We start from the raw sequence: 20,883 nt of genomic DNA, 5'->3' as shown, positions 1-20,883 counted from the left end.
TTCCACCGAGGAGGGTGATTCGTGGCTACCACGCGGGAAGAAATCGTCGCAGGCATCGCGGAGATCGTCGAGGAGGTGACCGGCATCGACGCTTCGGAGGTGGTGATCGAGAAGTCCTTCGTCGACGATCTGGACATCGACTCGCTGTCGCTGGTGGAGATCGCCGTGCAACTGGAGGACAAGTACGCCGTGAAGGTCCCCGACGAGGACTTGGCGAGCCTGAGAACCGTTGGCGACGCGGTCGCCTACGTCCAGAAGATGGAGGCCGAGGAGCCGCAGCTCGCCGCGGAGATGGAGGCGAAATTCAAGGAAGGCCAAGAGAATTGAAACTAGAATCGTCGAGCAGCCCTCCGCCCCGTCCAGGTTGGTGCTTCGGTGATTGCTGATCCGCAATTGAATCCCGCTGCCGTCGAGCTCGGCAGCTTCTATCCGCAGCCGCCGGACGCCGTGTGGCGCGCGTTGACGGAGCCGGACCTACTGGAGCGGTGGCTACTTCGACCGACCGGGTTCGCGGCCTCGGTCGGAACCCGCTTCCGTTTCACCATCCCGGACTCATCGATCGATGAGATCGTCTGCGAGGTGCTGAAAGCCCGTCCGTGTGAACAGTTGACCTACAGCTGGATGTATCCGCAGGCCGAGCATCCCGCTCGGTGGATTGTCGACTGGACGATGCGGCCGCAGGGTCGTGGCACACGACTTCTATTGACACAGACCGGTTTCGACATCGAAGACCGTCGGCAGAAGATGATACGCAACGCCACGGAGCGAAGCTGGAAGCGTCGCGTTCTACCGCGGCTCGGTGAGGTGATCCACCACTGACCTGCGCAGCGCGCAACAAGTGAGCCCCCACCGACTATTCGGATGGGGGCTCACGAGAGTCTCTACCAGCAGTCAGCTGCTCCTACTTCTCCGTAGAGGCTCAGACGTCGCCCCGGAACTCGATCCACTCGAGAGTCCACCGCGCATCCGTGTATCGAGTCTCCGGAACAGTCATGCCGTGAAGCTACTAGATGGCGCAACACGTTGGCGCACAAACCCGCGACCTGTGGTTCGTGCTGAAACCTGGGATCGGTAGGTGGTGCGCGCGGCGTCTACTTATCCCATGACATCTTCTCAACCTCCCATGAACCAACCGCAGTCCGCCGGCTTGGACAAGAAGACCAGCGCGATCCTGTCCTACGCACTGGGGTGGCTCACCGGAATCATCTTCCTGTTCGTCGGCAAGAACGATCCCGACGTGAAATTCCATGCCTCGCAATCGATCGTCTTCTTCGGGGCGGTCTCGGCGGTCAATATTGTGCTGAGCATCGTCGGCTCGCTCCTCGGCGGCCTGGGGATCATCTTCAGCCTCGCCGGACTCGCAGTCGCGGTCTTCGCAGTCGTCGTCTGGATCATGGCCATGGTCCAGGCGAACAACACCGGCGGTGTCCGCGCAGAGCTTCCCCTTGTCGGAAAATTTACCGCCCCGTACGCCGATCAGTTGGCCAACTCGGTCAAGTAGCGGCATATCCGAAGTCCCCAGCCGGATTTCGTAATCGAGGATGTTGTCGGCACCCCTGCCGACGGCCAGATACGACAGTCCGAAGATCAACGGCCCGAGGCTATCTCGGGCCGTTGGCGTCCGCCCGAAACATCCGACAATGCCGACGAGCGTGCGCGGCCAGCGCCGGTTCCGCATACCGCGCTGGCTGAACCGGTCAGCATGCGGTGCCAGAAACGACCGAGCCCCACCCGGACAGCACCGAATGGGGGCTCAGCAGAGTCTTCTACTAATCCGCAGACGCTCAGACGTTGAAGCGGAACTCGACGACGTCGCCGTCGGTCATGATGTAGTCCTTGCCCTCCATGCGCACCTTGCCCGCCGCCTTGGCGGCCGCCATGGACCCCGCCTCGACCAGGTCGTCGAAGGCGACGATCTCGGCCTTGATGAAGCCGCGTTCGAAGTCGGTGTGGATGACGCCGGCGGCCTTGGGGGCGGTGTCGCCCTGGTGGATGGTCCAGGCGCGGGATTCCTTGGGGCCTGCGGTGAGGTAGGTCTGCAGGCCCAGGGTGTGGAAGCCGGCGCGGGCGAGGGCGTGCAGGCCGGGTTCGGTCTGGCCGATGGACTCGAGGAGTTCCATGGCGGACTCGGTGTCGAGCTCGAGGAGTTCGGCTTCGACCTTGGCGTCGAGGAAGACGGCGTCGGCGGGGGCGACGGAGGCCTTCAGCTCGGCGACCTTGGCCTCGTCGGTGAGGACGGACTCGTCGGCGTTGAAGACGTAGAGGAAGGGCTTGATGGTGAGCAGCGAAAGCTCTTTGAGCAGTTCGGTGTCCACCTGATCCTGCGCTGCGAAGAGGGTCTTGCCGCTGTTGAGGATCTCCTGGGCCGCCTTGGCCGCGTCGGCGACCGGCTTGCGGTCCTTCTTGACCTTGGCTTCCTTCTCCAGCCGCACGACCGCCTTCTCCAGGGTCTGCAGGTCGGCGAGGATGAGCTCGGTCTCGATGACCTCGATGTCGGCGGAGGGGTCGACCCGGCCGTCGACGTGCACCACGTCGTCGTCGGCGAAGACTCGCACGACCTGGCAGATGGCGTCGGCCTCGCGGATGTTGGCGAGGAACTTGTTGCCGAGGCCCGCGCCCTCGGACGCGCCCTTCACGATGCCGGCGATGTCGACGAAGGACACGGTGGCGGGCACGATCCGCTCGGAACCGAAGATCTCGGCCAGCTTCTCCAGCCGCGGATCGGGCAGCGGGACCACGCCGACGTTCGGCTCGATGGTCGCGAACGGGTAGTTCGCGGCCAGCACGTCGTTCTTGGTCAGCGCGTTGAACAGCGTCGACTTTCCGACGTTGGGCAGGCCGACGATTCCGAGGGTGAGACTCACGAGGTAGAGAGTCTACGCGCCGCGGACCTCCGCCCTCCTCGCGCCTGCCGCATCGTTCCGGCAGCGACTGCTGCTGGAACCCGACCGAAGGTGACATTCAGTCTGTCCGACGGGCTGGCGGTCACCTTCGATCGGGAGCTCGGTCCGTCGATCAGGGAATCAGCACAACCTTGCCGAGGTTGCTGCGGCTTTCGATGACGGCGTGGGCCGTGGCCGCGTCCTCCAGCGCGAACTCCGCGTGCACGACGGGCCGCACCTGGCCGGACGCGAAGTACTGCCACAGCTCCTGCCGCCAGTGCTCGTACACCTCCGGCGTCTCGCGCGCGACCCGCGCCACCTGGAAGCCGATCACCGCTTTGGCGCCGGCCAGCAGGTCGTAGGCCTGGATGGTGCCGCCGCCGGAGCTGTAGGCGACGAGGCGCCCGCCGGGCGCGAGGGCCGCGAGCGCGGGGCCGAGCAGTTCGCCGCCGACGGCGTCGAGCACATAGTCGACGGGCTCGCCCCACGGCTCCCCGTAGACGACGACCTCGTCGGCGCCGAGTTCGCGCAGGAAATCGCCCTTCGCGGGGTCGGAGACGGCGGCGACCACCCGCTTGGCCCCGCGCACCCGCGCCAGCTGAACGGCCAGGTGCCCCACACCACTCGCCGCAGCGGTGACCAGCGCCGATTCACCGGACACGGGCTTCGCGGCGTCCAGCGCACCGAGCGCGACCACCCCACTGCGCACCAGCGCGACCGCATCGATGGCGGAAGCCCCGTCGGGAATCGACGACACCGTCTCCTGCCTCAGCAGGGCGTACTCGGCGTAGCCGTGGCCGAAACACAGACCGGTGACGCGGTAGCCGGGCGCGAAGTCCGTGACGCCGTCGCCCACTGCGATCACCTCACCCGCGATCTCGCCGCCGAGCGGGATCGGCTCGCGCTGTTCGCGAACCTTCCGCACCACCGGCAGGGTCACGCCGATCGCGTGGACCTTCACCAGAAGTTCGCCGGGCCCGGGTGTCGGTGTCTCGGCCGATTCCAGCTCGAGCACCTCGGGACCACCACTGCGCTCGTATCGGATTCGACGCATGACACCTCCACTCCTCATCTGAAGGCGTAACGGTAACCGGGCAGCAATCCGAACTCACATACTCGAGGCACCCCGTGTGCGCGATCTCACCGCACCCCGCGCCGCGTCGTGCGCCACGTCCGATCGGTACGCGAGGAGCCCGCGCGGGCGTACCGTGACCCGTATGGAGCCGACCACGGAGGTGGTGACGGCCCGCCCCGCGCCCGCGCTGGCGGCCTTCATCGATCACTACCTCGGCTACCGGATGACTGGTTACCAGCCCGGCACGCACCGGGGCCTTCCGTCGCGCCATCTGACGTTCATCGTCGCCATCGGACCGACCATCGACGTTGTGGCGCAAACGGATCCGGCCCAGGATCCGCGCGACTATCGCTGCGTGCTCAGCGGGTTGCAGGCGAGTTCGGCCGCCATCGCGCACAACGGGACTCAGGAGGGCGTCGCCATCGCGCTCACTCCGCTCGGCTGCCGGACGCTGTTCGGCCTGCCCGCCGCGGAGATCTGGAACACCTCGCTCGAATGCGCCGAGGTCGCGGGCCCGACCGGTGACGAGCTGTGGGAACGCCTCCAGGGCGACGCCCCGTGGTCGCGACGGTTCGCCATCTGCGACGAGATCCTGACGCGCCTGGCCTGCCCGGATCGCCTCGTCATCCCCGAGCTCACCTGGGCTTGGCGCGCCGTGGTGGCCAGCGGCGGCACCGCGAGCATCGGCCCGCTCGCCGAACGCATCGGCTGGACCCGCCAGCATCTGACCCGCAAGTTCGGCGCGGAGTTCGGACTGAGCCCGAAGCTCGCCGCCCGCGTCACCCGTTTCGAGCGGGCCAGGCGGATGCTCGAGCACACGCCGTCGTTCGTCTCCATCGCCCAGGTCGCCGCGACCTGCGGGTACTACGACCAAGCGCACTTGAACCGCGATTTCCTCGACCTCGCCGGATGCAGCCCCACCACCTGGCTCGCCGAGGAGATTCCATCCGTCCAAGACGAGCCGGGCCTCGGCGGATGAGGCTGGACGCATGACGAATCCCACCACAACAGACACCACCACTCGCACCGCGATCTGGCCCTGCCTCGCCTTCCGCGACGCACGGGCAATGACCGATTTCCTGGTGAACGCCTTCGGTTTCCAGGTCTCGGGCGTCTACGCCCGCGAGGACGACCCGTCGATCGTCGAGCACGGCGAACTGCGCTGGCCGCTCGGCGGCGGCATCATGTTCGGTTCGGCGGGCAAGGACGACACCCCGTTCGGGCAACGCAAGCCCGGCAACGACTCGATTTACGTGGTCTGCGACAAGCCCGACGAACTCTTCGAGCGCGCCACCGCCGCCGGTGCCGAAGTGGTGCGCGGGCTGCGCGACGAGGACTACGGGTCGCGCGGGTTCACGGTCCGCGATCCCGAGGGCAATCTTTGGAGCTTCGGCACCTACTGGGGTGAATGACCGCCCGCTTCACCGACCGCCGAGGCCGGACAACGTGATGCCGTGGATGAACGCCCGCTGGCCGATCGCGTACACCGCGAGCAGGGGCAGCAGGATGACGACCGCGGCCGCCATCAGCAGCGGCCACTGGGAGTAGTACTGCCCCTGCAAGCGGACCAGTCCGAGGGTGACCGTCGCCAGCTCGTTGCGCTGGATCATCACCAGCGGCCAGAGGAAGTCGTTCCACACGGTGATCCAGGTGAGCACCGCGAGCACCATGAGGGCCGGGCGGGTGTGCGGGAGCAGCACGCGCCAGTACACCTGCCAGGTCGAGCAGCCGTCGAGGATGGCCGCTTCTTCCAATTCCGTTGGCAGCGTGCGGAAGAACTGTCGCATCAGATAGGTGCCGAAGGCGCTGCCGAACAGGCCGGGCACGATCATCGACCACGCGGTGTCCACCCAGCCGAAGGCGCGCATGAGCAGGAACTGCGGGATGACCGTGACGGTGAGCGGCACCATCAGCGTCGCGAGGTAGGCGAGGAACAACGCCTCGCTGCCGCGAAAGCGCAAGCGCGCGAACGCGTATCCGGCCAGCGAGCAGAAAAACACCTGCCCGGCGGTCACGCACACGGCGTAGACGGTGGTGTTGAGCAGCATGCGCCCCAGCGGCAGCAGCTCGAACACCCGGCCGAAGTTCGACCACTGCGGACTCTCCGGCAGCAAGGTCGGTTCGGTGATCTCGCCGTCGCGTTTCAGGGAACCCGACAGCGCCCAGAGGATCGGCGCCAGCGCGCACCACGCGACGCCGGCCAGCGCGGCGTAGATTCCGATGCCGCGCACCAGCCTGCGTACGGCCGCCCGTTGCGCGCGACCGTCCACCGCATCATCGATGGGCGCGCCCGTTGCATGCCGACCCGCACGAACATCGCCCACACTCGCCTTCGCTCGGCCTGCGCGTGCACCGATAGCGGCGACGCCCGCACCCCCCTCACCTCCGCGCACCCCCGCCGCGTTCACCCCCGCACCGACACCACCCTCGCCCGAGTACCCCGCACCACCTGCACCAGCATCGGCCCCACCGCCCGACCCGCCACCGATGAGGGCGGCCGCCGCATTCACGCCCGCACCGTACCTACCTTCGCCTGCAGCCGCCGCACCACCGACGCGCGAACTCTCCGCATTCACGCCCGCACCGACACCACCCTCGCCCGGGTGCGCCGCACCACCTGCGCCAGCGCCGCCACCGACGCCCGCACCATGGACGCGCGCACCTGTCACGTTCACGCCCGCGCCGGCACCACCCCCCGCCTTCTCCGCACGGTTCTCCCCCGTACCGTCCGCGTACGCGATCTCCGCCGCACCACTACCACGCCGGCCACGCAGGATCCATCGAATCCCTTTGAACAACTTCACAACTCCGTCTCCTCCCGCCGAGACAGACGCAACTGAAGAACCGTCAGCACCAACAGGATCGCGAAGATCACCCAGGCCAGCGCCGAGGCGTAACCCACCTCGTAGAACCCGAACGCGTGCTGGAACAACATGATCCCGAGCAGATAGGTTCCCGTCTCCGGCCCGCCGTTTCCGCCGGTGAGCGCGTACGCCTGATCGAAGGCCTGCACCGAGTTGATGACGGTGATCACGAAGACGAACGACAGCGGCCCGCGGATCAGCGGCAACGTCACCGAACGGAACCTGCGGACCGCCCCCGCGCCGTCGATCTTCGCCGCCTCGTACAGCGTCTCCGGCACGCCCTGCATGGCGGCGAGCAGGATGACGGTGGCGAACGGCACGCTCTTCCACACGGTCACGATGCTGAGCGAGACCAGCGCCCAATCCGGGTCGGTCAACCAGGGCACCGGGTCGACGCCGAACCAGCCGAGCACGATGTTGAGCAACCCGTCGTCGGTGGTGAAGATGAACCGCCACACCACTGCCATCGCCACCGTCGAAGCCACCAGCGGCAGGAACGCCATGGTGCGAAACAGGCCGATTCCGAATACTTTCCGGTTCAGCACGGCCGCGACGACCAACCCGATCACCACCGTCGGCAGCAACGTGAGCACGGTGAACACCGCGGTGTTGCGCAGCGCGATGAGGAACAGCGGGTCGGAGGCGAAGAGCCGCCGATAGTTCGCCGTTCCGACGAACCGCGGCGGGCTGAACAGATCCCAGGAGTGGAAGCTCAGATACAGCGAGAACCCCAGCGGGAACAGCAGGAATACCAGCACCGCCAACAGATTCGGCGCGATGAACAACCAGCCGGCGCGTTCGCGTCGGCGCGCGAGCCGACCCGGACGCGCCGTACCGCGCGAGCGCGGCGGCGGCACATCATTGGCGTCGCTCACCACCGTGTCGTCGACGGAAGTACTCATGCCCGCACCTCGCTGACGCTCGGCTCCGGCATGCGAGAGGCGTGCTGACACACGATTCGCTCACAACGTTCGCTCATGGCGCCCCCAACAACGCGTCGACATCCGCGGCGAGCCGTCCGCCGAGCGACTGCGCCGTCGCCGCGCCGCGCAGCACCCGGTTTCCACCGCGTTCGAGCAGCGCCGACACCTTGCCCCACATCGGCGTCACCGGCAGCGGCCGGGAATTGGCGGGCCCGTCGGTCATCACCTCGAGATTGCGGATCTCGCGGTGCGCCGCCGCGAAGCCCGGTGTGGCCATGGCGGATTGGAGCACCGGAACGAACAAGCCGGACGCGGCCACGATCGCCTGGCCGACCGGTCCCGTCGCGAATTTCACGAATTCCCAAGCCTGTTCGATACGCGGGCTGTCGGCCGCGATGGACAGACCGGTGCAGCCGACATCCGTGATCGACCCCGGTCCACCGTGCGGACCGACCGGCAGCACGGTCAGATCGATCGGAACCCCTTCATTGCCCGCGAATTCGGAGTACAGCCAGTGCCCGCCGAGCGCCATGGCCGCCCGGCCGCGCCGGAACAGATCCGGGGCCGAAACCGATTGCTGATCGGCGACTCTCGGCGCGACCCGATGCCGCACCGCGAGATCGGCGTAGAACTGGAAACCCTCCGCGAAGCGGGGATCGCCGACATTGGTGCGGGTCGGATTCACCGAGGGCGTGAACCATTCGGCGCCGTTGTTCATCCCGAAACAGGCGGCCGAGAAGTACGGCACCCACGCGTCGGCGAAACCCCACCGCGTGGTGCGCCCGTCGCCGTCGCGGCGAGTGAGCGCGCGTGCGGCGTCCAGGAACTCCTCGAAGCTCCACGCGTCACCCCAGCGGGTTGGCGGCGTCAACCCGGCATCGGCGAACATCGCGCGGTTGTAATAGAGGAAGACACCGGACCACTGCTCGGGCAGCGCGTACTGGCCGCCGCCGTAGGTGAAGGTGTCGTACAGCGCGGGAAAGCTGTCGCGGCGCAGTTCGGCGGCGTAGTGCGGATCCCGGTCGAGCAGCGTGTCGAGATCGAGCAGCACACCGCGCTCGGCCAGCCCCGCGTAGAGCAGTTCCCAGGCCATCAGCACGTCGGGGCATTTTCCGCCCGCGCAGTAGGTGAGCATCTGCTGCAAAGGATCGGGGCCCGACATGATGGTGCGCACCGGGATGTCGGGGTGGCGCTTGCGGAACTCGTCGATGATGCGCAGCCGGACGCGCGCCTCCTCGGGACGGGCCTGGAAGAAGAAGGTCAGCGCGTCGTCGTCGGAGCCGCACGCGTTCGCCAGCAACGGGGCGGCGAGCGCGGAGCCGAGCAGGGTGCGCCTACGGATCCCGCGCGAGGAGACAACCTGTGAGCGCGCGGCGGGCGGACGCGGAGTCGAATCCAGCACAGCCCTCCTCGGGCGGACATGGAGTGTGACGAACAGCATCGCAGCATACGTCCGGCTATGACCGAGGTGACGGCCGACACACGAACAATATTTGACGGTCGTCCATCGATGGCCGGAATCCGCGCAGCGGCGATCGGCGATCGGTTACTTTGTCTCGTGTTTCAGCAAGATCCCGCACGTCGAGATCCTGCGCGTTTCACAGGAGAGTAGGCAGATGGCGACAATCGAATATCTGCGGACCGATCCCGACCTGCCACCGGTCGGCGTGGTCGATCGGTCCCCGATAACCCCGGCCAAGAAGGCTGTTTTCGCCGGGATCGCGATACTCGGCGCGGTCGCCTGGGCCATCCTCGCCATAGCGCGCGGTGAGAACGTCAACGCGGTCTGGATCGTGATCGCGGCGGTCAGTACTTACATCATCGCCTACCGCTTCTACGCGCGATTCATCGAATGGAAGATCACCAAGCCGCGCGACGACCTCGCGACTCCCGCCGAAATCCTGGAGAACGGCAAGGATTTCATGCCGATGGACCGGCGGGTGCTCTACGGGCACCACTTCGCCGCCATCGCGGGCGCCGGTCCGCTGGTCGGTCCGGTGCTGGCCGCGCAGATGGGTTATCTGCCGGGCACCATCTGGATCGTGGTCGGCGTCTGTCTGGCGGGCGCGGTGCAGGACTACCTGGTGCTGTGGGCCTCCACCAAGCGGCGCGGGCGCAGTCTCGGCCAGATGGCGCGTGACGAACTCGGCGCGGTCGGCGGCGTCGCGGCGATCGTGGCGATTCTCGTGATCATGATGATCCTGCTCGCGGTGCTAGCACTGGTCGTGGTGAACGCGCTCGGCGAGAGCCCGTGGGGCGTGTTCTCCATCGCGATGACCATCCCGATCGCCCTGTTCATGGGCGTCTACCTGCGATTCCTGCGGCCGGGCAAGGTCGGCGAGGTGTCGGCCATCGGCATCGCGCTGCTGCTGCTCGCCATCGTCTCCGGCGGCTGGGTGTCCGAAACCGAATGGGGCGCCGACTGGTTCACGCTCTCCAGGACCACCATCGCCTGGCTGCTGATCGCGTACGGCTTCCTCGCGTCGGTGCTGCCGGTGTGGCTGCTGCTCGCGCCGCGCGACTACCTGTCGACGTTCATGAAGATCGGCACCATCGGCCTGCTGGCGGTCGGCATCCTGATCACCATGCCGGTGCTTAAGGCGCCCGCGATCTCCGAATTCGCCTCCACCGGCACCGGTCCCGCCTTCGCGGGCAGCCTGTTCCCGTTCCTGTTCATCACCATCGCCTGCGGCGCGCTCTCCGGTTTCCACGCGCTGGTCTCCTCCGGCACCACGCCGAAGCTGCTGGAGAAGGAATCGCACGCGCGGATGATCGGCTACGGCGGCATGCTGATGGAGTCGTTCGTCGCCGTGATGGCCATCATCACCGCCTCGATCATCGATCAGCACCTGTACTTCGGCATGAACGCGCCGCTCGGCCTGACCGGCGGCACCCCGGAAAAGGCCGCCGCGTACACCAATTCGCTCGGCCTGGCCGGACCGCCCGCCACGCCGGAGACCTTCTCCGGCGCCGCCGCGGACGTCGGCGAGAACACCATCATCTCGCGCACCGGCGGCGCGCCGACCCTGGCGGTCGGCATCTCCGAGGTGTTCCACCGGTTCCTCGGCGGCGAGAGCATGAAGTCGTTCTGGTACCACTTCGCGATCATGTTCGAGGCGCTGTTCATCCTGACCACGATCGACGCGGGCACCCGTGTCGCGCGGTTCATGACCTCGGACGCGCTGGGCAACTTCGGCGGACCGCTGCGCAAGTTCAAGGATCCGTCCTGGCGGGTCGGCGCGTGGCTGTGCTCGTTCATCGTGGTCGCGGCGTGGGGTTCCATCCTGCTGATGGGCGTCACCGATCCGCTCGGCGGCATCAACGCGCTCTACCCGCTGTTCGGCATCGCCAACCAGTTGCTCGCCGCCGTCGCGCTGACCGTCGTGATGACCATCATCGTGAAGAAGGGCCTGGTGAAGTGGGCGTGGATTCCGGGCATTCCGCTGGCCTGGGATTTGATCGTCACGATGACCGCGTCCTGGCAGAAGATCTTCTCCGCCGACCCGAAGGTGGGTTACTGGAAGCAGCACAGCCTCTGCCAGCAGGCGCAGGAGGCGGGCAAGCTCTGCCTGACGGCGAAGACGCCGGAGGACGTTGACACCGTCATCCGCAACACCTTCATCCAGGGCACGCTCTCGATCGTGTTCGCGGCCCTGGTGCTGGTGGTCGCGGTGGTCGGCGCGCTGGTGTGCTTGCGCGCCTGGCGCTCCGGCGGCGGTGCGACCACCGAGTCGCCGGAGGAACCGTCGAAGATCTTCGCGCCGAGCGGGTTCCTCGCCACGCCGACGGAGAAGGCCGTGCAGAAGGAATGGGACGAGCTGATCGCGGCGGGCAAGGTGCGCGCACCCGGCGCGGCCCACGCGCACGGCGAGGCCAAGGCGGAAGCGCCCGCGTAATGAGCGAATCGCTCGCGCCGCGGGAGAGCAGGTCAGGGCGACCGGCCCTCCCGCGGCGTGCGTTCGACGCGGTGCGCGCGGTCGTCTGGTGGTTCGACTCGATTCTCGGCGGCCAGGACTACCAGCGCTATGTCGCGCACCTCCAGCGCAACCACCCGGACTGCCCCATCCCTAGCGAGCGCCAATACTGGCGCGACCGGCACGCCGAAGCCGACCGCAGCCCCACCAACCGCTGCTGCTGACCTCGGGACATTCCCTCCGTACGCCCGCACAGCGGCACCGATCTTGCGCGCGGTGCGCAAGACGGGTGGGAACCCGGGCCGACCACGTCCGAGGTGGTGGCCGATTTCCGCTAGCACGGTGCGGTGGGAGCTGCCATTGTGGATTGCGTGACGATCACGGCGTTGGACTTCGAGCAGTGCTATCGGGCGGTGTCGACGCGCGACTCGCGCTTCGACGGTCAGTTCTTCACGGCGGTGCGCACCACCGGAATCTATTGTCGCCCTTCGTGTCCGGCGATCACGCCGAAGCGGGCCAATGTCAGCTTCCTGCCGACGGCCGCGGCCGCGCAGCACGCGGGATACCGGGCGTGCCGCCGTTGCCTGCCGGATGCGGCGCCCGGCTCGCCGCTGTGGAACACCAGGGCCGATCTGGCCGCCCGCGCCATGCGGCTGATCGGCGACGGCGTCATCGAACGGGGCGGCGTGCCCGCGCTGGCCGCCACGCTCGGCTACTCCCAGCGCCAGCTCACCCGGGTGCTGACCACCGAGCTCGGGGCCGGACCGCTGGCGCTGGCCAGGGCGCACCGCGCGCACACCGCGCGGCTGCTCATCCAGACCACCGCCATGCCGATGTCGGATATCGCGTTCGCGGCGGGTTTCGCCAGCATCCGGCAGTTCAACGACACCGTGCGCGAGGTGTTCGCGGTCAGCCCGACCACCATGCGCAGCGAGGCGCAGCGCGCGCGCAAAGATCCGGCGCAGCCGACGCCGACGGCGAACGGCACACTGTCGCTTCGTCTTCCGTTCCGTGAGCCGCTGGATCGCGCGTGGCTGGAGTGGTTCCTCTCCGCGCACGTCGCGCCCGGCATGGAGTCCTGGGAAGACCGCGTCTACACCAGGAATCTGCGCACCCCGCACGGCCACGCGACGGCACGGATCGGCTTCCGCGGCGACCACGTACGCGCCGAACTCGCGCTGCACGACATGCGCGATCTGGCGCCGACCGTGGCGCGGCTGCGGCACCTGCTCGACCTGGACGCCGACCCGGTCGGCATCGACGAGGTGCTCGGCGCGACACCGCTCGGCGCACCGGCCGACGCGTTCGACACCGAGGACGCGCGGCGCCTCGCCACCGACACCCTGCCCGATATCGGCAGCGCACCGGCCTCCGACGGACCCGCCGCGCGCAACGGTCGCGGACGGCTGCTGTTCACCCCCGGCATCCGGGTGCCGGGTTGCTTGGACGGCCCGGAACTGTTGTTGCGCACCATGATCGGGCAGCAGATCTCGGTGTCGGCGGCGGCCACCCACACCGCGCGGCTGGTGGCGGCGCTGGGCGAACCGGTCGACGGGCCCGTGCCGCGACTGTTCCCCACGCCGGCCGTCATCGCCGAGCGGGGCGCCGAGGTGCTGACCGGTCCGGCGCGGCGAGTCCGCTCGATCATCGGCGCCGCCGCCGCGCTCGCCGCGGGAGATCTGCAACTACACGCCGGTCGCACCGCGGCGGACCTCCGCCGCGATCTGCTGGCACTGGACGGCGTCGGGCCGTGGACCGCCGACTACGTGACGATGCGGCTGCTGGCCGATCCCGATATCTTGCTCGACACCGACTTGGTCGTCCGGCAGGGCGCGGACCTGCTCGGCATCGACCTGAGCGATACCGGACGCTGGGCGCCGTGGCGCTCGTATCTGTCCATGCACCTGTGGAAGGCCGCGCTGAGCGAGCGCGCGGCCGCACCCAAGCGGCCTGCCCGCTCCGCACGCAAGACCGACTGAACATCCCTGCCGCACCACCGAAAGCGAGCAATCATGAGCATCGAATCGACCCGCGCCGCCGACTTCGCCGTCGTCGACACCCCCATCGGTCCGTTCACGGCGATCACCGACGACGAGGGCGCGGTGCTGGCCTCCGGCTGGACCGCCGACGCGGAGAACCTGCGTCTGCTGATCCACCCGATGTTGCGTCCGCCTGTTCTGCGCCAACAGGATTCGCTCGGCGCTGTCACCGAGGCCATCGTCGCCTACCACCGCGGGGAGGTACACGCCATCGACGACGTTCCGGTACACCAGCGGTCCGGGGAGTTCCTCATGCACGCCTGGGACGTGCTGCGGAAGGTGCCCGCGGGAGATCCGGTGACCTATACCGAGTTCGCCGCCATCGCCGGGCGGCCGGAGGCGACCCGCGCCGCGGCCAACGCGTGCGCGCGGAACGCGGCGGCGTTGTTCGTGCCGTGCCATCGGGTGCTGCGGATCGGGGGAGCGCTGGGCGGGTTCCGGTGGGGGTTGGACGCGAAGAGGTGGTTGCTCGATCACGAGGGGTGAGATCCGCGAGCTCGCGTGCGCCGGTCGTCCAGGTGGGTGACCGGCGCGTTCGCGTTTTCGGCACCGGGGACCGCGCTCCTCGCGCGAGTCGCCGGTTTTCGCCGAGTGTGCGAGCGCGGCTTCGGCGGAACACTTGACTAGAGTTCAACTCTAGTGACACTCTCATTAGAGTTAAGCTCTAGTGAGAGGACGGCTCATGGCCGCGAGAGTCTTCGACCGCCGGGAACGGTTGGTCCTGTTGCTGATCACCGTCGTGGAGCTGGTGGTCTTTCTCGACACCACCGTGCTGAACGTGGCGCTGCCCGCCATCGGCGCGGACCTCGGCCTCGACGAGGCCGGGTTGGGGTGGGTCACCAACGCGTACCTGCTGGCGTTCGGCGGGTTCATGCTGCTCGGCGGGCGGGCCGCCGACCTGCTCGGACCGCGCAGGGTGTTCACGGGCGGGTTGATCGTGTTCACCGCGGCTTCCGCGTTGGCGGGCTTCGCCGAGTCCGCCGCGCTGCTGATCGCCGCGCGCGCCCTGCAAGGCGTCGGCGCCGCGGTGCTGATACCGGCCCAATTGGCCCTGCTCACCGCGAGTTTCACCGCGCAGGCGGCCAGGAACCGGGCGTTCGGGGTGTGGAGCGCGATGGGCGCGGCGGGCGCGGCGATCGGCACCGCGGTGGGCGGGCCGCTGACCGACGCCTTCGGCTGGCCGTCGATCTTCCTCGTCAACATCCCGGTCGGGCTCGTCGCACTCGCCGGGGTTCGGCTGTTGCCGCCCGACACCGCGCGCGCCGGCGAAGGGGTGCGCAGGCTCGACGTTCCCGGCGCGCTCACCGGCACGACGGCGCTGTTGCTCATCGGCTACGCGATCGGCGCGCTCGGCGACGCGGACACCCGCGGGCTCGCGGCGGGACTGCTCGTGCTCGGACTCGCGCTGCTCACCGTCTTCGTGGTGGTCGAAGCGCACAGCCCGCATCCCTTGATGCCTTTGCGGCTCTTCGCGATTCGCCAAGTGAGCGGGTCTGCGGTGGTGAACGCACTGGTCGGCGCGGCGCACGTGCCCACCTTCGCGCTGCTCGCGCTCTATCTACAGAACACCCAGGACTACAGTCCGACCCGCTCCGGTCTGGCGGTGCTCCCGGTCGCGGCGGTCAACATCCTCGCCTCCCGCACGCTCATCCCCTACCTCATGGACCGCCTCGGCCCGGCCCGGGTGCTGGCGATCGGCCTCGCCCTCCAAGCCGTCGCCATGGGCTGGTTCGCCCGGCTTCCCACGCACGCCGACTACCCGATCGACGTCCTCCCCGGCGCGATCCTCCTCGGCATCGGCCTCCCCGCCGCCTTCGTCGGCGTCACCGCGCCCGCCGTCACCTCGGTGGACAGCGCCGACGCGGGTATCGCCGCGGGCATCGTCAACACCGCCCAACGCGTCGGCTCCGGCCTCGGCGTCACCGCCCTCCTCCTGCTCGCCGACCTGATCGCCGCCCGCACCACCACCTCCCCCGACACCGCCTACCGCACCGGCCTCACCACAGCCTTCGCCACCGCCGCCGCCTTGGCCGCGCTGGGCGTGCTGCTCACGGTGGTTCTGCTGCGGACGAGGGGTGCGGTGCCGGGGGGGGCGGTGCTCGGCCGCTCGAAGAGGTCGGCCGGCTCAGCGGACGCCACTACTGCCGCCACTCCGAGCACCGGCACAGCAGGTGCGACCCCGGCCAGTGGCACGGCGAGCCCCGCAGCCGACGGCACGACGACAAAGGCTCCCAGCAGCGGCGCGGCCATGTCCGACGCGAACACTCGAAGCAGCGGCCTAGCGGCTACCACTGCGGCAACCACCGCAGCCGACGATCCGGTATCGACCGCAGCAGACTGACCCGTGGCGGACGTAGCAAGAGTGTAGAAAATTCGTAGCAGTCCGGCGGTGGGGCGGCTAACCTGGTGCTATGTCCGCGCCCGCCGAACTGCCCGAGCCGCAGTCCGAGCTGCCCGTAATACCGCAGCGCGAGCTCCGGAACAACGTCAGCGGGGTGCTGCGGGAAGTTCGCTCCGGGCACTCCTACACCATCACGGTCGACGGCACCCCGGTCGCCGACCTCATCCCGCACCGCCCCACCCGTAGGCGGACCGCGGTGCCGCGGAACGAAGTACTCGCGGCCTTCGTCGGACTTTCTCCCGCTGCGCACGACTGGGCGGCCGAAGCGGCCCAGGTGGTGGACGACTCGCTCTTCGACCCGTACGACCGCGCCCACCGGCTCGGACAGTTCGCGCCCGGCGAGACCGAATGACATCCACTCCGGAGCGCGGACTGGTCGACACCAATGTGCTCATACTCGTCGACGCCTTGGCCCCCGCTGAACTCCCCGCCGAGCTGGTAGTGAGCGCCCCGACGATGGCCGAACTCGCCTCCGGGCCGCACTATGCGCGCGATCCCGCCGAGCGGGCCCGGCGGATCGAACGACTCCAGAACGCCGAAGCCATCTTCGAGCCGCTGCCCTTCGACACCCGTGCGGCGCGGCGCTACGGCCACGTCATCGCAGCCGTCCTCGCCGCGGGACGAAACCCGAAGCCGCGCAGGGTAGACCTGATGATCGCCGCGATCGCATCGGTCCACCACCTCCCGCTCTTCACCGTCAACCCGGCCGATTTCGAGGGCCTCGGCGGCCTGATCGACGTCCACCCCGTCACGCACCCGGACGACCTTCGTGGAAGCAAAGGTTGAAGACAGTGCCGCGGATGGGCCCTAGATGCTGCCTCGCGATACGACCCAGCGGTGGTTCAAGTCGATTACCGTGGCGACGGTTTCGAAGTCGGCGTCGTAGTGGACGAGGACGAGGCGGTGCTCCATGGCGAGGACCGCGGTGATCAGGTCCGCGATGCCGACCTCGCGGTGTCTGCCCCGGCGGGCCAGCTCGCGCTGGATGGCGAAGGCGCGCTGCCAGTGTTCGTCGTCGGTTGGCAAGTACTCGTAGGCGGCGCGGCGGTCGGCGCGCAGCTTCTCGTACTCGAGCGGGTCGCGAGCGCTGTAGAGGGCCTCGGCGTCGAGTGTCGCGCAAGTGGCCACCACACCGCCTTCGATGAGCGGTGCGAGACGTTCGGCCACCGGTCGTTGGTGCATGCGCGCGCTCGCGCTGGTATCGATGAGAAAGCGCGCGGTCAGCGCCATACGCGAGCTCTTTGCTCACTATCCGCCATGTCGGCCATCCCCCCTTCGGTCAACCACTCCACTTGGCGGGCTCGCGCCGCCGCAGCCGCGGCTGCCCGCAACGCGGCCCGCACCGTATCCGACACCCCACTCGTACCCAGTTCGCGCTGGGCCGCGTCGAGTAGTTCATCGTCGATGTCGATCAGCCGCTTGGTCATCGGCCCGCCTCCCTATATATACGAACCGCAACCCAAGCATATACCTCGGGCCCGGATCAGGCGACGGTGGTTTGGAGGTGGGAGCCGGTGCGGCCGCGGATTACGTGGAGGCGGCTGGGGATGCGTTGGCGCATTTCGTCGACGTGGCTGACCAGGCCGACGACGCGGCCGCCCGCGCGGAGTTCGTCGAGGACGCCCATGACGGCGTCGAGGGTGTCGGCGTCCAGGCCGCCGAAACCTTCGTCGATGAAGAGGGTGTCCAGGACGAGGCCGCCGGATTCGGCGGCGACGGTGTCGGCCAGGCCGAGGGCCAGCGAGAGGGACGCCATGAATGTCTCGCCGCCGGAGAGGGTTTTGGCGGGGCGCACGGCGCCGGTGTAGTCGTCGCGGATGTCGAGGCCCAGACCACCGCGCCTGCCGCGCGGACCCGCCTTGTCGGAGTGCACGAATTCGTAACGGCCACCGGACATTCGGCGCAGCCGCACCGAACCCGCGAGCGCCACTTCCTCGAGGCGGGCGGCGAGCACGTAGGAGCGCAGCGACATGCGCCGGTTGTTCTCGCCGCGGCCCGCCACCACTTCCGCGAGCCCGGCCAGCTCTTCGTGGGTGCGCTGGAGGGGCGCGATCCGGTCCACCTCGGTCCACAACTGGCCGCCGAGTTCTTCCAGCAGCTGCACCCGCCGTCCCGCCTCTGCCTGCGCGGCGACGGCCGCGTTCAGCCTGGTCTGCGCGTCGGCGAGCCCGCGCTCCAGCTCGGCGAAGTCGCCGAGTTCGGCGGTGGCCGCCGCGTGGATCTCGGGTTCGGCGAGCACCTTCTCGGCGTGCGCGCGAGCGTGCTCGGCGGCCACGAGTTCCGCGTCGATCTCCTGCTGCCGCTGGGGAGTTCGCGAGGCGGCGGTGACGACGCGCGCGTACGCGGTGAGCAGCGCGACGTCGTCGCGAGGGGCGTCGTCACGGGCCGCACCGTCGCGGGCGGCATCGGCGGGCGCCGCACCATCCCGGGAGGCACCATCGCGGACGGCATCGTCCGAGGCCGCAGCGTCGCCGGCAGCGTCGTCCCGGTTGGTACCGGCGGGCCCCGCATGGCGATCCCATCCATCCAGGACGAAACCCGCTGCGTGCGCGAGGCTTACGACGCGATCTGCGACTGTAGTGACCTGCTCGCGGGCGGATGCCGCGGCGGTGCGCGCGGCGCGCAGCGCGGTAGCGTCGGTGACAAGCCCGTTCAGGCGGGCGCGGCGGCGGTCGATGGTCTCGTCGGCGCCCGCGGCGGCGCGCAGGCGTTCGGTGAGTTCGTCGAGGCGGGTGACCGATGCCGCGATGCGAGCGGTGACGGTGCTCGCCCCGGCCTCGGCCGCGCGCAGGTCGTCGTGCAGGCGCGTTTCCTCGGTGCGCAGCCGGGCGAGTTCGGCGGTCGATCCGTCGACCAGCGCCGCGAGTTCGGCGGCGTCCTCGTAGCGGTGGGTCGCCGAGCGCAGTGCGGCGGCGAGTTCCACGCGGTCGGTATCGCCGCCGCGGGCCGCCAGCGCTTCGATCTCACGTTCCAGCCTGGTGATTCGGGCGTGGACGCGGTCGCGGTTCTCCTCGGCGGTGCGCTCTGCGGCCACCGCCGCGTCCTCCGCTTCCTTGGAGACCGCGCTCGGCGCGGGCCGGGCCGGGGCCGGATGGTCCGGCGCACCGCACACCGCGCACGGTTCCCCGTCGACCAGCTGACCCGCCAATTCGGCGGCCATGCCCGCCAAGCGGCGCTCGCGCAGGTCGAGCACACGCTCCTTCGCGTCGTTGTGCGCGGTGCGCGCGGTCTCGAACTCGATCCGCGCGCGATCCAGATCCGTTCTACGACCCGCTAATTCGACGGCGGCCGTGGCGGCGGCCTGGAGGCGTTCGCATTCGGCGGTCAGTGATGGAAGGGTGGCTGCAGCCTCGGCCGCCTCGCGGACCCGGGCCTCGGCCGCGGCGATCGTCGCGGGCAGGCGCTCGCGACGACTGGTCAGCTCGGATATCCGCTTGGTCAGGGCGGCGGATTCGGTGCGCAGATCCTCGATGTCCCGCCGCAGCCGGTCGGCGGCCGACGCGTCGGCACGCACCTCGTCGAGCGCGCCGACCTGGGCGCTCCAGCGACGAACAACGGCGTCCAGATCCGCGTCCGGTCGAATCGTCGATCCGACCTCGGAACCCTCCGAATCCGCGTCGGTATTCTCCGAGTCGACCAGCTCGACACCACCGAGATCTGCCGCGGCGGGATCGAGCAGCGCCGCAGCCAATCGCGCTGCGGCGGCGCGCGATTCGTTGTCACGACGACGCGAGGTCATGACGGCTGCGCGCGCCTCGTCGATCGCCTCCGCGACCGGTTGGGCGCGACGGGCGGCTTCGAGTTCCGCACGCAGCGCGGCACGGTGCTCGGCGCTCGCCGCGTACTCGTCGAGCTGAGTGCGCGCGGCCTCCATCCGGCGCCGCAACTCCGCGAGCCGTCGCTGCTCGTCGGCGAACTCGCGCAACTGGGCGAAATCCTGCTGGCAGCGTTCGGCTTCCGCGGTCGCCTCTGCCAGGTCGGTGCGTGCCGTCGCGAGCAGATCCTGCGACCACCCCACGGCTTCCAACGCGCCGACCGACTCCGTCACGCTCAGGCCCGCCGCACCTCGGATCTGCGCGATCAGCCGTTCTATGCCCTGCCGACGGGACTCCAGTTCGGCCGCGGAGGCGCGCCGCTTGTCGGCGAGCCACTGTTCGGCGGTGCCGAAACGCTCGGTGTCGAAGAGCTTTTCGAGCAGCTTCTCGCGATCCTCGTTGTCGGCGCGCAGGAAACGCGCGAAGTCGCCCTGGGGCAGCAATACCACCTGGAAGAACTGGTCGGCGCTCATGCCGAGCAGGCGGATGATCTCGTCGCCGATGTCGGGGATGCGCGAGAGATTCTCGCCGCGCCCGTCCAACCACGTCAGCGTGGCCTTGGGCGGATCGGTGCGCATACCGGTGCCGCGCAGCTTGGGTCGCTCGAACTCGGGAATCCTGGTGAGCCGCAGACGTCGTCCGCCCAGAGTCGCCTCGAGCACGACCTGCGGCGGTGTCTGTTCCGGCGCGTGATCGGAATGCAGGCGCTTGCTCTCACCGCGCGCGCCGGGCACCCGGCCGTAGAGGGCGAAGGCGATCGCGTCCAGCACGGTCGTCTTGCCCGCACCGGTCTGCCCGTGCAGGAGGAAGAGCCCGTCCGCGCCGAGCGCGTCGAAGTCGACGACCGTGGTGTCGGCGAACGGGCCGAACGCGGTCATCTCCAACCGATGCAGTCTCATGCGGCGGCCTCGCGCCACACCCTCCGCGCGCCCCCGCGCAATCCGCTCGACGCCGGCCCGCGCCCTTCACT

20 protein-coding genes are annotated in these 20,883 nt (G+C 69.0%); 12 read left to right on the top strand and 8 right to left on the bottom strand.

Annotated features, from left to right (window positions below):
• Positions 1–21 precede the first annotated feature (21 nt).
• The 3 genes from acpM (at position 22) to FB390_RS11425 (ending at position 1,501) form a co-directional block, all read left to right on the top strand.
• Positions 22–327 (top strand): meromycolate extension acyl carrier protein AcpM, encoded by a 306-nt coding sequence (acpM, locus tag FB390_RS11435; protein WP_141808938.1) that lies wholly within the window; start codon positions 22–24, stop codon positions 325–327.
• Positions 328–375: 48 nt separating this feature from the next.
• On the top strand, positions 376–819 hold the full coding sequence (locus FB390_RS11430; RefSeq protein WP_141808937.1) for an SRPBCC family protein: 444 nt from the start codon (positions 376–378) through the stop codon (positions 817–819).
• A gap of 304 nt (positions 820–1,123) precedes the next feature.
• Complete coding sequence (locus FB390_RS11425) at positions 1,124–1,501, top strand: DUF4870 domain-containing protein (protein WP_246123968.1); 378 nt, start codon at positions 1,124–1,126, stop codon at positions 1,499–1,501.
• Between the two features lie 283 nt (positions 1,502–1,784).
• Here FB390_RS11425 and ychF read toward each other — a convergent pair whose 3' ends face one another.
• Positions 1,785–2,864, bottom strand: coding sequence for a redox-regulated ATPase YchF (ychF, locus tag FB390_RS11420; protein WP_141808936.1), 1,080 nt, complete (start codon positions 2,862–2,864; stop codon positions 1,785–1,787).
• A 151-nt stretch (positions 2,865–3,015) separates the two neighbouring features.
• On the bottom strand, positions 3,016–3,936 hold the full coding sequence (locus FB390_RS11415) for a quinone oxidoreductase family protein (RefSeq protein WP_141808935.1): 921 nt from the start codon (positions 3,934–3,936) through the stop codon (positions 3,016–3,018).
• Positions 3,937–4,099: 163 nt separating this feature from the next.
• On the opposite strand from FB390_RS11415, the gene FB390_RS11410 reads away from it, so the two are divergent.
• Positions 4,100–4,936 (top strand): AraC family transcriptional regulator, encoded by an 837-nt coding sequence (locus FB390_RS11410; RefSeq protein ID WP_141808934.1) that lies wholly within the window; start codon positions 4,100–4,102, stop codon positions 4,934–4,936.
• 10 nt (positions 4,937–4,946) lie between these two features.
• Entirely contained in the window at positions 4,947–5,369 is a 423-nt protein-coding gene (locus FB390_RS11405) for a VOC family protein (protein WP_141808933.1), read from the top strand.
• Between the two features lie 9 nt (positions 5,370–5,378).
• Here FB390_RS11405 and FB390_RS11400 read toward each other — a convergent pair whose 3' ends face one another.
• From FB390_RS11400 to FB390_RS11390, 3 genes are all read right to left on the bottom strand, one after another.
• On the bottom strand, positions 5,379–6,227 hold the full coding sequence (locus FB390_RS11400) for a carbohydrate ABC transporter permease (protein ID WP_141811685.1): 849 nt from the start codon (positions 6,225–6,227) through the stop codon (positions 5,379–5,381).
• A gap of 530 nt (positions 6,228–6,757) precedes the next feature.
• Positions 6,758–7,723, bottom strand: coding sequence for a carbohydrate ABC transporter permease (locus FB390_RS11395; protein ID WP_141808932.1), 966 nt, complete (start codon positions 7,721–7,723; stop codon positions 6,758–6,760).
• Positions 7,724–7,796: 73 nt separating this feature from the next.
• Positions 7,797–9,086, bottom strand: a complete 1,290-nt coding sequence (locus FB390_RS11390; protein WP_246124277.1) for an ABC transporter substrate-binding protein — start codon at positions 9,084–9,086, stop codon at positions 7,797–7,799.
• Positions 9,087–9,360: 274 nt separating this feature from the next.
• On the opposite strand from FB390_RS11390, the gene FB390_RS11385 reads away from it, so the two are divergent.
• The 7 genes from FB390_RS11385 to FB390_RS11355 all read left to right on the top strand — a co-directional run bounded on the left by FB390_RS11385 (position 9,361) and on the right by FB390_RS11355 (position 16,884).
• Positions 9,361–11,640: a carbon starvation CstA family protein gene (locus tag FB390_RS11385; protein ID WP_141808930.1), complete on the top strand. Its 2,280-nt coding sequence runs from the start codon at positions 9,361–9,363 to the stop codon at positions 11,638–11,640.
• Between the two features lie 71 nt (positions 11,641–11,711).
• On the top strand, positions 11,712–11,882 hold the full coding sequence (locus FB390_RS11380) for a YbdD/YjiX family protein (RefSeq protein WP_246124276.1): 171 nt from the start codon (positions 11,712–11,714) through the stop codon (positions 11,880–11,882).
• A gap of 138 nt (positions 11,883–12,020) precedes the next feature.
• Positions 12,021–13,637, top strand: a complete 1,617-nt coding sequence (locus FB390_RS11375) for a DNA-3-methyladenine glycosylase 2 family protein (protein WP_141811684.1) — start codon at positions 12,021–12,023, stop codon at positions 13,635–13,637.
• A 33-nt stretch (positions 13,638–13,670) separates the two neighbouring features.
• Positions 13,671–14,183, top strand: a complete 513-nt coding sequence (locus tag FB390_RS11370) for a methylated-DNA--[protein]-cysteine S-methyltransferase (protein ID WP_141808928.1) — start codon at positions 13,671–13,673, stop codon at positions 14,181–14,183.
• Between the two features lie 196 nt (positions 14,184–14,379).
• Positions 14,380–16,038, top strand: coding sequence for an MFS transporter (locus FB390_RS11365; protein ID WP_246123967.1), 1,659 nt, complete (start codon positions 14,380–14,382; stop codon positions 16,036–16,038).
• A gap of 70 nt (positions 16,039–16,108) precedes the next feature.
• The gene (locus tag FB390_RS11360) at positions 16,109–16,450 is read left to right on the top strand and encodes a type II toxin-antitoxin system Phd/YefM family antitoxin (protein ID WP_141808927.1); all 342 of its coding nucleotides are present in this window, start codon (positions 16,109–16,111) and stop codon (positions 16,448–16,450) included.
• Positions 16,447–16,884, top strand: a complete 438-nt coding sequence (locus tag FB390_RS11355; protein ID WP_141808926.1) for a type II toxin-antitoxin system VapC family toxin — start codon at positions 16,447–16,449, stop codon at positions 16,882–16,884. Before FB390_RS11360 ends, FB390_RS11355 begins: the two co-directional genes overlap by 4 nt.
• 21 nt (positions 16,885–16,905) lie before the next feature.
• Here the strand turns inward: FB390_RS11355 and FB390_RS11350 are convergent, their stop codons facing one another.
• From FB390_RS11350 to FB390_RS11340, 3 genes are read right to left on the bottom strand one after another with little or no spacing between them, the layout of a single operon-like run.
• The gene (locus FB390_RS11350; RefSeq protein WP_141808925.1) at positions 16,906–17,328 is read right to left on the bottom strand and encodes a PIN domain-containing protein; all 423 of its coding nucleotides are present in this window, start codon (positions 17,326–17,328) and stop codon (positions 16,906–16,908) included.
• Positions 17,319–17,525 (bottom strand): DUF2191 domain-containing protein, encoded by a 207-nt coding sequence (locus FB390_RS11345; protein WP_141808924.1) that lies wholly within the window; start codon positions 17,523–17,525, stop codon positions 17,319–17,321. The genes FB390_RS11350 and FB390_RS11345 overlap by 10 nt, the downstream gene beginning before the upstream one ends.
• 56 nt (positions 17,526–17,581) lie before the next feature.
• Positions 17,582–20,812 (bottom strand): AAA family ATPase, encoded by a 3,231-nt coding sequence (locus FB390_RS11340; RefSeq protein ID WP_141808923.1) that lies wholly within the window; start codon positions 20,810–20,812, stop codon positions 17,582–17,584.
• Positions 20,813–20,883 lie beyond the last annotated feature (71 nt).

Origin of the sequence: Nocardia bhagyanarayanae, from assembly GCF_006716565.1 — a bacterium.
In the GTDB taxonomy this organism is placed as follows: Bacteria; Actinomycetota; Actinomycetes; order Mycobacteriales; family Mycobacteriaceae; genus Nocardia; species Nocardia bhagyanarayanae.
Note: the sequence above shows the minus strand (reverse complement) of the source record. Positions and strands in the feature narration are given on the sequence as shown.

Excerpts from the sequence above, each read along its gene's own strand:
- FB390_RS11425 (WP_246123968.1), top strand. The coding sequence starts at position 1,124 with ATGAACCAACCGCAGTCCGCCGGCTTGGACAAGAAGACCAGCGCGATC.
- FB390_RS11405 (WP_141808933.1), top strand. The coding sequence starts at position 4,947 with ATGACGAATCCCACCACAACAGACACCACCACTCGCACCGCGATCTGG.
- FB390_RS11395 (WP_141808932.1), bottom strand. The coding sequence starts at position 7,723 with ATGAGTACTTCCGTCGACGACACGGTGGTGAGCGACGCCAATGATGTG.
- FB390_RS11355 (WP_141808926.1), top strand. The coding sequence starts at position 16,447 with ATGACATCCACTCCGGAGCGCGGACTGGTCGACACCAATGTGCTCATA.
- FB390_RS11370 (WP_141808928.1), top strand. The coding sequence starts at position 13,671 with ATGAGCATCGAATCGACCCGCGCCGCCGACTTCGCCGTCGTCGACACC.
- FB390_RS11365 (WP_246123967.1), top strand. The coding sequence starts at position 14,380 with ATGGCCGCGAGAGTCTTCGACCGCCGGGAACGGTTGGTCCTGTTGCTG.
- FB390_RS11345 (WP_141808924.1), bottom strand. The coding sequence starts at position 17,525 with ATGACCAAGCGGCTGATCGACATCGACGATGAACTACTCGACGCGGCC.
- FB390_RS11340 (WP_141808923.1), bottom strand. The coding sequence starts at position 20,812 with ATGAGACTGCATCGGTTGGAGATGACCGCGTTCGGCCCGTTCGCCGAC.
- FB390_RS11410 (WP_141808934.1), top strand. The coding sequence starts at position 4,100 with ATGGAGCCGACCACGGAGGTGGTGACGGCCCGCCCCGCGCCCGCGCTG.
- FB390_RS11360 (WP_141808927.1), top strand. The coding sequence starts at position 16,109 with ATGTCCGCGCCCGCCGAACTGCCCGAGCCGCAGTCCGAGCTGCCCGTA.
- FB390_RS11415 (WP_141808935.1), bottom strand. The coding sequence starts at position 3,936 with ATGCGTCGAATCCGATACGAGCGCAGTGGTGGTCCCGAGGTGCTCGAG.
- FB390_RS11350 (WP_141808925.1), bottom strand. The coding sequence starts at position 17,328 with ATGGCGCTGACCGCGCGCTTTCTCATCGATACCAGCGCGAGCGCGCGC.
- FB390_RS11385 (WP_141808930.1), top strand. The coding sequence starts at position 9,361 with ATGGCGACAATCGAATATCTGCGGACCGATCCCGACCTGCCACCGGTC.